9 protein-coding genes and 1 pseudogene are annotated in these 12,999 nt (G+C 68.6%); 5 read left to right on the forward strand and 5 right to left on the reverse strand.

Translation table 11 applies throughout. The features are described 5' to 3' along the window. The first annotated feature begins 1,235 nt into the window (after positions 1-1,235). Together ACWGIS_RS02850 and ACWGIS_RS02855 are read left to right on the forward strand one after the other, a co-directional pair. Positions 1,236-3,149: a glycoside hydrolase family 15 protein gene (locus tag ACWGIS_RS02850; RefSeq protein ID WP_453360637.1), complete on the forward strand. Its 1,914-nt coding sequence runs from the start codon at positions 1,236-1,238 to the stop codon at positions 3,147-3,149. Beyond that, a complete protein-coding gene (locus ACWGIS_RS02855; protein ID WP_453360638.1) occupies positions 3,142-4,566 on the forward strand; it encodes an MFS transporter in 1,425 nt (474 codons plus the stop codon). The genes ACWGIS_RS02850 and ACWGIS_RS02855 overlap by 8 nt, the downstream gene beginning before the upstream one ends. 1,081 nt (positions 4,567-5,647) lie before the next feature. Here ACWGIS_RS02855 and ACWGIS_RS02860 read toward each other — a convergent pair. The 5 genes and pseudogenes from ACWGIS_RS02860 to ACWGIS_RS02880 form a co-directional block, all read right to left on the reverse strand. Then, positions 5,648-7,345 carry a SulP family inorganic anion transporter gene (locus tag ACWGIS_RS02860; RefSeq protein ID WP_453360639.1) on the reverse strand — a complete coding sequence of 566 codons (1,698 nt, stop codon included), beginning with the start codon at positions 7,343-7,345 and terminating at the stop codon, positions 5,648-5,650. Beyond that, positions 7,345-7,647, reverse strand: coding sequence for a cation-translocating P-type ATPase C-terminal domain-containing protein (locus tag ACWGIS_RS02865; protein WP_453360685.1), 303 nt, complete (start codon positions 7,645-7,647; stop codon positions 7,345-7,347). Before ACWGIS_RS02865 ends, ACWGIS_RS02860 begins: the two co-directional genes overlap by 1 nt. Further along, a complete protein-coding gene (locus ACWGIS_RS02870; protein ID WP_453360686.1) occupies positions 7,560-8,132 on the reverse strand; it encodes a hypothetical protein in 573 nt (190 codons plus the stop codon). The genes ACWGIS_RS02865 and ACWGIS_RS02870 overlap by 88 nt, the downstream gene beginning before the upstream one ends. Continuing rightward, positions 8,035-8,409: pseudogene (locus tag ACWGIS_RS02875) on the reverse strand (polyphosphate kinase 2 family protein); the annotation flags it as partial. The pseudogene ACWGIS_RS02875 and the gene ACWGIS_RS02870, both read right to left, overlap by 98 nt. Before the next feature lie 5 nt (positions 8,410-8,414). Continuing rightward, a complete protein-coding gene (locus ACWGIS_RS02880) occupies positions 8,415-8,798 on the reverse strand; it encodes a three-helix bundle dimerization domain-containing protein (protein ID WP_453360640.1) in 384 nt (127 codons plus the stop codon). A gap of 960 nt (positions 8,799-9,758) precedes the next feature. Between ACWGIS_RS02880 and ACWGIS_RS02885 the strand changes: the two genes are divergently transcribed. The 3 genes from ACWGIS_RS02885 (at position 9,759) to ACWGIS_RS02895 (ending at position 12,955) form a co-directional block, all read left to right on the forward strand. Further along, positions 9,759-10,811, forward strand: coding sequence for a 3-keto-5-aminohexanoate cleavage protein (locus tag ACWGIS_RS02885; protein WP_453360641.1), 1,053 nt, complete (start codon positions 9,759-9,761; stop codon positions 10,809-10,811). Positions 10,812-11,005: 194 nt separating this feature from the next. Then, entirely contained in the window at positions 11,006-11,980 is a 975-nt protein-coding gene (locus ACWGIS_RS02890) for a quinone oxidoreductase family protein (RefSeq protein WP_453360642.1), read from the forward strand. A gap of 60 nt (positions 11,981-12,040) precedes the next feature. Then, positions 12,041-12,955: a TauD/TfdA dioxygenase family protein gene (locus ACWGIS_RS02895; protein ID WP_453360643.1), complete on the forward strand. Its 915-nt coding sequence runs from the start codon at positions 12,041-12,043 to the stop codon at positions 12,953-12,955. The last annotated feature ends 44 nt before the right edge of the window (positions 12,956-12,999 follow it).

Consider the following 12,999-nt stretch of genomic DNA (forward strand, 5'->3'; position numbering starts at 1 on the left):
CAGTAGTAGGCGCGCGAAGACCGTCGCAGGCATTTCGGCGGCATTTCAACAACATCCGGCTAAGCCGACAGGACGCACAGCTTCCCAGCGAACACGCGACCGAAGAATTCGAATTATGCTCGGTTTGATTCGATCGCAAAAAATCCGGAGCGAGCAGAGCCCGGCGCATTTTTTCGCACTCTCATGCTGTTTTCAGAAATGTGTACGAGAACGAGGGCCGCGCTGCTGCCAGAGCCGCTCGCCCCTTCGAATACGTCCATCGATAGGCGGCGTGGCCGCGGCCGGCGTGGGGGCGCGCTGAACCCGTTGCCCGTCGGGGTCCGCCGCGCCTCGCTGCCGTCAGCCCGGCGGCGGAGCCGGGACGGGAGTAGCCGGCGCCCCGGTGCTGTCCTTCCCGGTGCCGAGCCCTTCCAAGGGGTGAGGCCAGGGCGGCAGTGGGAGGTACCGCTGTGGTCGTTCAGGGATGCGGCGGGTCGCCACCTGGAAAACTTGACCGGTCTCCAGGTGCTTCAGGAGGGCCTTCGCGTAGATCTCCGCGCCGCCCAACTCGGTGTCCAGTTGGCTGCTTGTTCGCCTGAAAGGGGCAGTGAGCGTTGTACCGGAGTTGGGGGGAAACGTTGGACGCGCGAGTGCGTCCGGTGAAGTCGTCATCGGACTCGTCCTGCTCCCACATTCGACCCATGCCTGGAATGGGAACTGTTTACTCACCTCGAACGAGGAGAAGTGAGGGTGCGTGAAAATTTGATGGTCCAGTTGCTCCCGGACTGCTGTGCCGTGAAACTGCCCGGGGTGATCGACGCGGCGGGAGGACCAGATCAGGCGCGGTGGCAACGAGGGTTTCGTCGCTCCTGGTCGGAGGCGTGGCTGTGACGGCTGACGATGCTGGAATGCTCGCCACCAAAGCCGTTATCGCTGCTGCGGGGGCGAGTGCCGTTCGCATGCGGCTGATGACCTTCCAACCCGTAAGGGGTGAACAACGACGGTTCAGGCACGACATCCCCGGGGCCCTTCGCATCGTCCAACGCGGCCGCGCTTGCTGCCGTCACGCGAGTGCGGGCTGAGGTCCCTCCAGCACTTCGGGAGTCCGGCCTGAGGGCGGTGCACCGGTTGGGTGGCGGGTTTCACCCGCAACGGGTGAGGTTGCCGTCGCGGTGCGAGTGAACGCTTGGTGTGGACGGGTGGCTGATGTGTGTGCGTAGTCGCCCTAGGCGCGTCGGACCAAGCAGGGAGGTCTCGTGAACCGGTACCCGCCCATCGCGGAACACGGCATGGTCGGCGATCTGCAGACCGCCGCTTTGGTGTCGTCCGACGGAACGATCGACTGGTGGTGCACGCCCCGATTTGACTCGCCCAGTGTCTTCGCCTCGCTCCTGGACAGCGAACGAGGTGGGCACTGCCGTCTTGCCGCGGAGTTCCCGGACGGCGACGGCATGAGCGTAAGACAGCTGTACCTGTCCGACACGGCCGTCCTGGTCACCCGCTTCATGGCACCCGGTGGAGTCGGCGAGGTGGCCGACTTCATGGTGCCCATCGACTCCTCGGCCCCTACGCAGACACACCGCCTGATCAGAGTGGCGCGAGTCGTCCGGGGCAGTCTGCCCTTCGCCCTCACCTGCCAGCCGCGGTTCGACTACGGCCGTGCCACCCACACGCTCTCGCGCACCGATGATCACTCCGTGTTGTTCCGCGGCCCGGGGACGGACCTGCACCTTCAGTCCACCCAAGGTGTCGCGCTCCTGGCGGACGGCAACGACATCACCGCCCGCTTCACCCTGTCCGCCGGCCAAGCCGCCGCCGTCGTGCTGACCAGCACCGCAAGCGGCGATCCGGCCCCGCCTCACCCCTCGCTGGGCGAGGTCGCCGACGCATTCGAGTCCTGCCGCGCTTTTTGGCTGTCGTGGCTGCGTTCCTGCACCTACCGCGGTCGCTGGCAGGACATCGTCAATCGGTCGGCGATCACACTCAAGCTGCTCACCTACGCCCCCACGGGTGCACCCATCGCCGCTGCCACGATGGGCCTGCCCGAACAGGTCGGCGGTGAGCGCAACTGGGACTACCGCTACACGTGGGTCCGTGACGCCTCGCTGTCCGTCAGAGCCCTGATCGACCTGGGCTTCAAGGAGGAAGCGCACGCTTTCCGCCGCTGGCTGCGCGAACGCATCGAGACAGGCGGTCACACATCGGGGGACCCGCTGCAGATCATGTACCGCATCGACGGCAGCCCACACCTGAGCGAAGAGACCCTCGACCACCTGGAGGGCTACCTGGGGTCCAGCCCGGTGCGGGCCGGCAACGCCGCGGCCGACCAACTCCAACTCGACATCTACGGTGAGGCGTCGGACGCCCTGATCGTGGGCGGCGACATCGGCGCGATCCGCGGTTGGAAGGCGCTGAGCGGCGTCCTGGACTGGCTCGTCGACCACTGGGACCAGCCCGACGAAGGGATCTGGGAGACTCGAGGCGGCCGTCAGGACTTCACCTACAGCCGCCTGATGACCTGGGTGGCGTTCGACCGCGGAGTACGCGCGGCCACCGACTTCTCCCGCCCCGCCGACGTGGCTCGCTGGACCGGCGCCCGGGACGCCGTCTTCCGCCAGATCATCGAGCGCGGCTGGCACGACAAGCGGCAGGCATTCGTGCAGCACTACGACACCGACGTGCTGGACGCCTCACTCCTGCTCATGCCGAGGGTCGGCTTCGTCTCGCCGCACGATCCGGACTGGCTGAGCACCCTGGACGCCATGGACGAGGACCTCGTCAGTGACAGCCTGGTCTACCGCTACGACCCCAAGGCGTCCCCCGACGGCCTGCGCGGCTCTGAAGGCACCTTCAACCTGTGCAGCTTCTTCTACGTCGAGGCGCTCGCCCGCAGCGGCAGGCTCAACCAGGCACGCCACGCCTTCGACAAGATGCTCACCTACGCCAACCACGTCGGCCTCTTCGCCGAGGAGATCGGCCCCTCGGGCGAGCAACTGGGCAACTTCCCCCAGGCGTTCACCCATCTCGCCCTGGTCACCGCGGCGATGGCGCTCGACGAGGAACTGGAGAAGGCACAGGCCGGCGCACGCCACGGCGACCTCGGGCAACCGGCCACGCACGGCCTGACGGTGCCCGAGGAGGAGACGGACACAGGCGGCGCCCGTGGCTGAGAACGCGAGGTCCGCTCGGCCGACGGGGCACGGACGCGTCCTGGCCGCTCTCGCTCTCGCCCAGTTCATCTGCAGCTTCGCCGGCTCCAACATGAACGTGATGATCAACGACATCAGTGAGGACCTGGACACCACCGTCCAGGGCGTCCAGGTGGCGATCACGGTGTTCCTGCTCGTGATGGCGGCGCTGATGATCCCCGGCGGCAAACTCACCGACCGCTACGGCCGCAAACGCTGCTTCCTGGCCGGCCTCGTCGTCTACGCGATCGGTGCCCTGCTCAGTGCGGCCGCCCCAGGACTCGGCGTTCTGATCCTCGGCAACTCGATCCTCGAAGGCATCGGCACCGCCCTGCTGATCCCACCCGTCTACATCCTCACGACCCTCCTCTACCCGGACGTCACCTCCCGCGCCCGCGCGTTCGGGGTCGTCATGGCACTGGGCGGTATCGGGGCCGCCGCGGGGCCCCTGATCGGCGGGCTCATCACCACCGCCATCAGCTGGCGCGCCGCCTTCGTCTTCCAAGCGATGGTGATCGCGGTCATCGTCGTACTCAGCCGTCGCATCGAAGACCCGCTGCCCCCGGACCCGACCCGCTCTTTCGACACCACAGGAGCGGTCCTGTCCGCCGTCGGACTGGTCCTCATCGTCACGGGCATCCTGGCCGCGGACGACAACATCTGGCTCATGATCACGCTGCTGGTCCTCGGCGCACTCGTCCTCTGGTCATTCTTCCGCTCCGTCCGGGCCAAGGAGGCATCCGGCCAAGAACCGCTACTGTCTCTGCGCCTGTTCGACAACCGCACGTCCAACCTCGGACTCGTCACCCAGAACGCCCAATGGCTGCTCCTCATGGGCACGTCGTTCACGGTGGCGGCCTACCTGCAGGTCGTACGCGGCTACGACGCCGTCCAGACCGGAGTCGTCTTCACAGCCGCCACCCTGGGCCTGCTGGCCACGTCCCTCTCCGCCGAGCGCCTAGCCCGCCGACACCCCCAGCGCACGCTCATCATGACCGGCTTCGCCCTCTCCGTCGCCGGGGTGGCCGTGCTGATCACTCTTGTCGAGAGCTTCGCCACGGCGTGGGCCTTCGTCCCCGGCCTCCTGCTCATCGGCCTCGGCCTGGGCGTCATGCTGACCCCGTCCGTCAATGTGGTGCAGTCGAGCTTCCCCGAGGAACAGCAGGGGGAAATCTCGGGCCTGTCCCGGAGCGTGTCGAACCTCGGATCGTCCTTCGGTACGGCCATCGCCGGCACCATCCTCGTCGCCGGCCTCACCAAGGGCGCCTACGCCGCCGCGTTGATCACCCTGGCCGTCATCGGCGTCGGTGGTCTGGCTGCGGCAGCTCTCCTGCCCCGGGAAACGCGGCCGGCAAAGACACATGCCTCTCAGAGCGAGACCCCGAACGCCACCCAGTAGCCCAGCCAAGGAGGCCGCCACCGTCACCGGCACAGCCGCCCACCTGCCGCCCGGGCAGGTTCTGAGCCGCCCGTCTGCGGGCTATGACCGCTTCGACGCCGGCATCCCCGACCGTCCTGCGCCTTCTCAGCCACCTCACCGCACCCGGCCGGCGCCACGCGCACACCGTACGGAGGCCGTCACCACCCCGCCTCCCCACACCACCAGCCTTGCCGTAACCCGTCAACTGCCGGGACCGACAGGGTCACCGCCCCTCCAGCGGTTTCCCGAGCGAGCGGCCGTGCCGCTCTGTTTCCGGGCAGCCGAGGTGCTGCCGCCTTCATGGTCACACGAGGTGATCAGCCGGTTATGGCGCCGTCAGCGTGAGAAGGCCGACAGCCCAATCAGTCGCGGGGAAAGCACGCTCACTGAAGGCGGCTCCCGTGTCCAGGGCCGGATACGAACGGGTTCGTGGAGATCAACGTAGGCAGGGATGAGCAGCAGTGCTTCGTAGTCGCACCAGATGAGCGGACGCTGTCCTGCCCACGGTCCGGTCGACGTTCCTCAGCGCGGCAGGCCTGCCGTCAACACACGTCCTCAGCCTGTTACTTCTGGAACGTCGGGGGCTGCGTGGGATTACGGGGACGGCTCATCGCGGCTGCTGCCCCCTGACGAGCACCGTGGGCAGTGACGCGCCGAGCCTCGGTGTCCGCGGCCGCGACGGCTGGCCGACGCACAGCAGGACGGCGAGAACGAAGTCGTCTGCCGCTCCTGCCTGGCCCGTGGTGGTCGTACGCGATGCCCATCTGCTGCGGACCGAGGCCCTGCAGTACGTCTACGCGCTGCGGAGCCTGTTCCAGGACCGCGAACGCCGGATGTCCGTCGTCCTGGTGGGACCGAGAAGATCCGGTCCGTGCTGCCCATGCCGTCACTTGCCGGCCTGAAGAGCTGCATTTTCATGTGGCACCGACTCACGCCCTCACCCTGAAGGCACGAGACTCCGGACGGCGACGGCCCGAGGGCTCGTGTCAGAGGTCGACTCAGCTCACCGCTCGTCGGCGGGCGGAAGAGGAGCGATGTCGGGCGGGAACCTGCGGGGTGCTCACTCCGCCCCGGTGCGCAGGCGGAAGGCGTCGACAGCGGCCTCCACGGTGGGGAAGAAGTGCCGGGGGTCGATGGTACGGGTGAGCTCGTACCGTTCGATCTTGCGCCGTACGGGGTCCTTGAGCTCGGCGAAGACCAGGTGCACGCCTTGGGCGTTGAGGCTCTCGTCGAGTTCTTGCAGGACGTCGGCGGCCGTGGTGTCCACGTCCGTTATGGGCTCCGCCGCGATCACGATCCACGTCGGCCGCGGGTCCGTGTCGGCAAGGCGCCGGATCTCGTCGCGGAAGGCTTTGGCGTTGGCGAAGATGAGCGGGGCGTCGAACCGGTGGATCACCAGGCCCGGCAACTGCGCGGCCTGCGGATAGGAGCGCACGTCGTGGTAGCCCTCCAGGCCCTCCACCCGCCCCAGCACCGTGTTGTACGGCCACCAGGCGCGTCGGAAGACGTTGAGGACGGACAGGGCCACGGCGACGGCGATGCCGGGCAGCACGCCGAGCAGGGCCACGCCGGTGAAGGCCGCGAGGCATAGCAGGAACTCCACCCGGCGCTGCCGCCACAGCCGTACCGCCCCCGGAATGTCGGCCAGGGACAGCGACGCGGTGATGACCACCGCGGCGAGGGCCGGCTGGGGGAGGTTGCGGAACAGGCCCGGAACCAGCACGAGCATGAGGACGATGAGCGCCGCGCCGACGACCCCGGTGAGCTGGCTCTTGGCCCCCGCGCGCTCCGCCACCGCCGTACGGGATCCGCTCGCACTGACCGGGAAGCCCTGGAAAAGACCGGCCGCCAGGTTTGCCGCCCCGACGCCGGCCATTTCCTGGTTGCCGCGGACTTCCTGCCCCGAGCGGGCCGCGAAGGCCGACGCATTGGAGATCGTGTCGGCCAGGGACACCAGGGCGATCCCCAGCGCACCGCCGAACAGCGGCGCGAGGTCGGCGAGTCGGACGTCGGGGACCGTGAACGGCGGGAAGCCCTCGGGCAGCTCACCGACCAGGTCGACGCCGTGCGCCCCGAGGTCGAAGACGGTCGTTGCGGCGATCGCCAGGACCACCATCGCGAGCACTGCCGGGATCTTCGGCAGTAGGCGCTGCAGGACCAGGATCAGGGCGATCCCGCAGCCGCCCACGGCTGCGGCGGCCGGCACCGCCGCCCCGTCGGCGAGTTTCCGCACGAGGCCGGCGCATTCGCCGATCAGGTTGTCCGCCTCGACTTTGAAGCCGAGCAGCTTGGGCAGCTGACCGATCAGAATGGTCAGGGCCAGGCCGTTCATATAGCCGATCATCGTCGGCTTGGAGATCAGGTCGGCGATGAAACCCAGCTTCGCCACCGACGCCAGGATCATGATGGCCGCGACCATGAGGGCGAGCATCGACGCCAGCGCGACCGCCCGGTCGGGATCCCCGTCCGCCGCCACCAGGGGCAGCACGGTGGCGGCGATCATCGGCCCCAGCGAGGAGTCAGGGCCCAGCACCAGGACCCGAGACGGCCCGCACACCGCGTAGCCGAGCAGGCAGAGGATCGACGTGTACAGGCCGGTGATGGCCGGCAGGCCCGCCAACTCGGCGTACGCCATGCCCTGGGGTACCAGCAGCGTGGTCAGGACCACTCCCGCGACCAGGTCCTTGAGGAGCCACTCGCGCCGGTAGGTCGACACCGCCCGGATCCCGGGCACGGCACGCAACCGGCCTAGACGCATCAGACGCCTCTCGGCCTGCGGGCCAGGAGCTTGCCCAGTTCCCACAGGAGCAGGAGCGCGAGAGCCGCTGGCAGCGCCCAGCCGAACTGCCGCGCGGTGATCTCGGTCGTCCCGAGAATGCGGCGGAAGCCGTCCAACTGGGTCACCAGCACCGCGAGCACGAACTGGGTCAGAGCCACCCAGTTCATCTGCCTGCTGTCGAAGGTGGACGTCGTCAGCACCGAGTCCGTCTCGCTGCGGCATTCGAACGCGGCCACGACGAGGCAGAGGGCGAGGGCGGTGAACAGATCCGCGCGAACCACTTCCGGTCCGCCGGCACGACGAACCGCGGCGCCCACCGCGTGCTCGTGGCCGCCGGCATCTGCGAGAACGCGTGCTGGTACTCCTCCCAGTGGCGCCGCTCCGGGACGTCGGCCGCCGAGAACTTCCAGTTCTTGTCCGGCAGGTCGATCCGTTTCAGGAAGCGGGTGCGTTGCTCCTCCTTGGGCAGGTTCAGGAAGATACTCACCACCTTGAACCCGATGTCCGTGAGGTAGCGCTCCCAGCGCTTGGTCTCCCGGTAGCGCCGCTCCCATATGCCCGGTCCTCGCGAGTCGTCCGGCAGTTCTCTGCCGGAGGAAGCTGTCGGGGTGGACCCGCACGACGGGAACCTCCTCGTAGTGCGAGCGGTTGAAGAGGGCGATCTCGTCGCGCGAGGGCAGCCGCCGTGCGTAGCGCCACAGGTAGTCCTGGTCGAGTTCCTCGGCGGAGGGCACTTTGAAGCTGCTGACCCGTACGTCCTGAGGATTGACGCCGCTCGTCACGTGGCGGATCGTCCTGTCCTTGCAGCCGGCGTCAAGTGCCTGCAGGCAGAGCAGGAGGCCGTACGCATCCTGGGAGGCCAGTCGCTCCTGGTACTCGGCCGGCAGCGACACCCCGGTCCGCAGCAGCTCTTTCCCGTCCCGCGTCCCAACCTCGGCTTTGTCGCGGGGATCGAAGGCGCGGTCCAGACGCACCTTCGACCCAGGTTTCACCCGGAGCGGCGCGATGAATGTCGCGATGCGTTCGGCTTTCTCGTCCGTCATCACGATCAGTCCTTCGCCGGTCCGGGGGGTGCGCGGAGCGTTCCGGGGGCCGCCCTGCCGTCGACGGCAGGACCAGAGGCGGCGCGGAGTTCCCTGCGGGACTGGCGTTCGACCAGGATCGGGACGTAGGCCCTGACTCTGGCCTGGCGGAATGCGTCGTACGCGCCCATGACCGTCACCTCGACGATGCCCGCGTCGACCGAGGGATAGGCGGCACTCAGCCGCGCCACTATGTTCCGGATGGACGCTGTTTCGTTCGGTGAGCCGTGGGAGGGGAGGTTCGGCGGGGCTGCCGGGCCGGCGCGCGCCACGGGCTCGGGGCGCCGATGCGAGCCCTCGTCTTCGTCGGGAAGGCGTACGACGTGAGGAGCGTGCCCGTCGATCGTCATGGCCGCACTGATTCCATGTCCCACGTCCTTCGGACCGCAGAAGCACGCATCCCGCCACAAGCGACAGGATCTCTTCGCGCTTATTGTCCTCGCGCCCGGGCAAGATCGCTTCCTGTGGCTGCTTGAGCTGCCCCCGAAGTACGTCTGACGGGGCAGGGGTATGTCCCGGCCGCGGCAGCAATCCTCCCTCGGGAACGGGAACGGGAACGGGAACGGGAACCGGACCAGTGCTAGTGGTCGGCTCCAGAAGTCCTGCGGGGATTGGCTCCGGAACCGTTGTCGCGAGGAGCGGTTGGTCAGATTTCAGGCATGGCGAGGTAGGGGCTGTAGGCGCAGCGGGCACCATCCCGGGGCCGCCCAACCGTGATCACGTCAGTTGCGGTGGCATCCCGAGGCCTCGGCTCTTGTGCGACTCCGGCCGAGCGGCGTCCAGGGCGGTGCACACCTCCGCCAGGCGACGTTGTACGTACGCCCCAGCTCCAGCGCGTCGCGCCACCGCGATGGTCCCGCCGGATCGCCGCGTACGGCTCGACCTTCGATATCTGCGGCATGACCAGGGCCTTTCATCGGGAACGCTCCGGTGCTGACCTGGAAATCCCTCCGCATGGCGGTCAGTCGGCCCTGGCGGGTTCCTCGGCTCCTGCCTCGGGGGAAGCGAGCCGGAAGATGTCCGATGTCCGGTGACCCCTGTCCGGTGTCCCCAAATGGCAAGTCCTGTGTCTCCTTCAGTCAAGCAGTCCAGACCCGTCCAGCTCTACCGTGACACCACCGCAGAGACGCGGCCAGGCACCGGAAGGGGCACACCACTCCCTGTGCACGTCCCCTTCGGACAGGCCGGTCCAGGCCCGCGTTCTCGGCCCCGCATCACCGCATCAACCCCTCGCCCCGGTTCACTGCCCGCGCGCACCCCGCGCGGGTCGCCCGCGACGGGGTGACCACCGATCCGACAGGAGACGGACCGTGCACTTCCACGACGACTCACTCTTCCCCGAGAACCAGGAAAAGCTGGTAATCCAGGCCGCTCCCTATGGGCCGGAGTGGCTGCCCGGTGACGCCGACGACCTTCCTCTCACGATGGACGAGCACGTACAGGCGGCCGTCGACTGCTACAACGCCGGCGCGACCGTACTGCACATCCACGTGCGCGAGCTCGACGGCAAGGGCTCCAAGCGGATGTCCATGTTCAACGAGCTGCTGGGACGGCTGCGCGAGGCCGTGCCGGACATGGTCCTCCAGATCGGCGGTTCGATCTCGTTCGCCCCCGAGGACGAGGGCAGCGAGGCCAAGTGGCTCAGCTACGACACCCGTCACCTGCTGGCCGACCTCACACCGGCGCCGGACCAGGTGACGATCGCGATCAACACCAGCCAGATGAACATCGTCGAGATCATGACCGACGACGACCTCGAGGGCACCTCGATCGCCAAGCCGGAGTACTACAAGGCCTATCGCGACATGGTCGTCGAGGCCGGCCCGGACTTCTACCTGGAGCACCTGGAGCGCCTGCACGCCAGCCGCATCCAGCCGCACTTCCAGCTCGCCACGCTGGCCCAGTTGGAGACCGTGGAGCGGCTGATCCGGTCCGGCGTCTACACCGGCCCGCTGATCCTCAACTACGTGGCCATCGGGGGCGGCTTCGCCGGCCGCCACCCCGGAGACCTGATCGAGTTCGTCCGCCGTACACCGGACGGCGCCGTCCTCACCATCGAGAGCTCCATGCGGGCCGTGGCGCCGATGAACGCGATCGGCATCGCGCTCGGCGTCCATGTGCGCGTGGGCAACGAGGACAACCTGTGGCGGCGCAAGGGCGAGCGCATGACCACCGTCGAGCAGGTCGAGCAGATGGTCCAGATCTCCGAGGCGCTGGGCCGTGACATCGCCACCGGCGCCGAGGCCAAGAAGATCTACCGGCTCGGGGAGTACTACGCGGACGCCGATGAGACCCTGACCCGGCTCGGCATGGTGCCGAACCGCCGTCCCGGGCAGCGCGGTTTCATGCTCCGCGACGTCTGATCTCGTCCGTTCGCCTCCGGGCACGCCCCACCCGCACTGGACCACCGCGCGGCGCTCCGCTCGGCGCGCGCGGCATGAGGGGCCGCCGGAGCAATCCACTGACTTCGGCGGCCCCCTCCTCCCACCCCACTCCCCGCTGCCGCCGTGCCCCCGCACACCCGGCAGGCGTCCGCAACGAACAACGGAGCACTCCCGTGGCACACGCCATTCGCTTCCAGGAAACCGGCGGTCCCGACGTCCTGAACTGGGAAGAGGTCGACGTCGGCGACCCCGGTCCGGGCGAGGTGCGGATCCGGCACGCGGCGGTCGGACTCAACTTCGCCGACACCTACTTCCGCACCGGCCTGTACCCGGCGCCACTGCCCGCCGGACTGGGCGTCGAGGCCGCCGGTGTGGTGGAGGCCGTGGGCGAGGGGGTGACGCACGTCGCCGAGGCCGACCGGGTGACGTACACCGGCAGCCCGCTGGGCGCGTACAGCACCGAGCGGGTGATGCCTGCCGATGCCCTGATCAGGCTGCCGGACGCGATCGGCTTCGAGACGGCCGCCGCGATGACCATGCGCGGCCTCACCTCCGCCTACCTGCTGCGCAGGATCCACCCCCTGAAGGCCGGCGACACGATCCTGCTCACCGCGGCAGCGGGCGGTGTCGGTCTCATCCTGTGCCAGTGGGCGAAGCTGCTGGGGCTGACCGTGATCGGCACGGTCTCCACTGAAGCCAAGGGCGAGCTGGCCCGCGCCCACGGCTGCGACCACATCGTCCACTACCGGCGTGAGGACGTCGCCGCGCGGGTGCGCGAACTGACCGACGGGGCCGGGGTGCCGGTCGTCTTCGACAGCGTCGGCGCCACGACGTTCGCCGGTTCCCTCGCCTCGCTGCGGCGGCGCGGCCTGCTGGTGTGCTTCGGCACGGCCTCCGGGCCCGTGCCGCCCATCGACGCCATGCAACTGGCGCTCAAGGGATCGCTGTTCGTGACCCGGCCCGCGCTCGCCGACTACATCGCGGACCCCGCCGAACGGGCCGAGCTGGCAGGCGAACTCTTCGGCCACGTCGCCTCCGGACGGATCACCGTCGAGGTCAATCAGCGCTTCGCGCTGGAAGACGCCGCCCGCGCCCACCGTGACCTGGAGGCGGGGCGGACCACAGGGTCGTCCGTCTTCGTCCTCTGAACAGGCCTTTCCGGCAAGTTACCTGACTGCCCATCACGTCCCTCAACAGGAGGAAGCCCCGTGGAAAAGACCCTCGCCCCGGTGGAGAGCGCACCCGCGACGGTGCGCGCCCACTCCCTCGGCTCGATCAAGGTCGAGCCGCTGACCTGCACCATCGGTGCCGAACTCTGCGGCGTGCACCTCGGCGACGCCGCGCGCGACGAGGACCTGTTCGCCCAGATCAAGGCCCTGCTCCTCCAGTACAAGGTCCTGTTCCTGCGCGACCAGGACATCACCCGCGCCGAACACGTCGCGTTCGCCGAGCGGTTCGGCGCGCTCGAGGACCACCCGGTGGCCGGCAGCGACCCCGACCACCCCGGCCTGGTCCGCATCTACAAGGACCTCGGCTCGCCCGCCGAGCACTACGAGAACGCCCTCCACACCGACGGGACCTGGCGTGAGGCGCCCGCCATGGGGGCCGTGCTGCGCTGCGTCGAGTCGCCCCCGGTCGGCGGGGACACCATCTGGGTCAACATGGTCGAGGCGTACCGCCGGCTGCCGGACCACGTCAAGACCCAGATCCAGGGCCTGCGAGCCCGGCACAGCATCGAGGCGTCCTTCGGCGCCGTCATGCCGCAGGAGAAGCGCCACGAGCTGAAGGCCCGCTTCCCGGACGCGGAGCACCCGGTGGTGCGCACCCACCCCGAGACCGGGGAGCAGATCCTCTTCGTCAACAGCTTCACCACGCACTTCGTCAACTTCCACACCCCCAGGAACGTCCGCTTCGGGCAGGACTACGCCCCCGGCGCGCACCTGCTGCTCAACTACCTGCTCAGCCAAGCCGCGGTCCCCGAGTACCAGGTGCGCTGGCGCTGGCAGCCGAACAGCGTGGCCATCTGGGACAACCGCTCCACCCAGCACTACGCCGTCCAGGACTACTGGCCCGCCGTCCGCAAGATGGAGCGCGCCGGGATCACGGGCGACAGACCGTTCTGACCCCTTCTTCAGAAGCTCGCGAGGTGATGACAATGGCGTTCCCC

Source organism: Streptomyces sp. NPDC054842 (assembly GCF_053611025.1).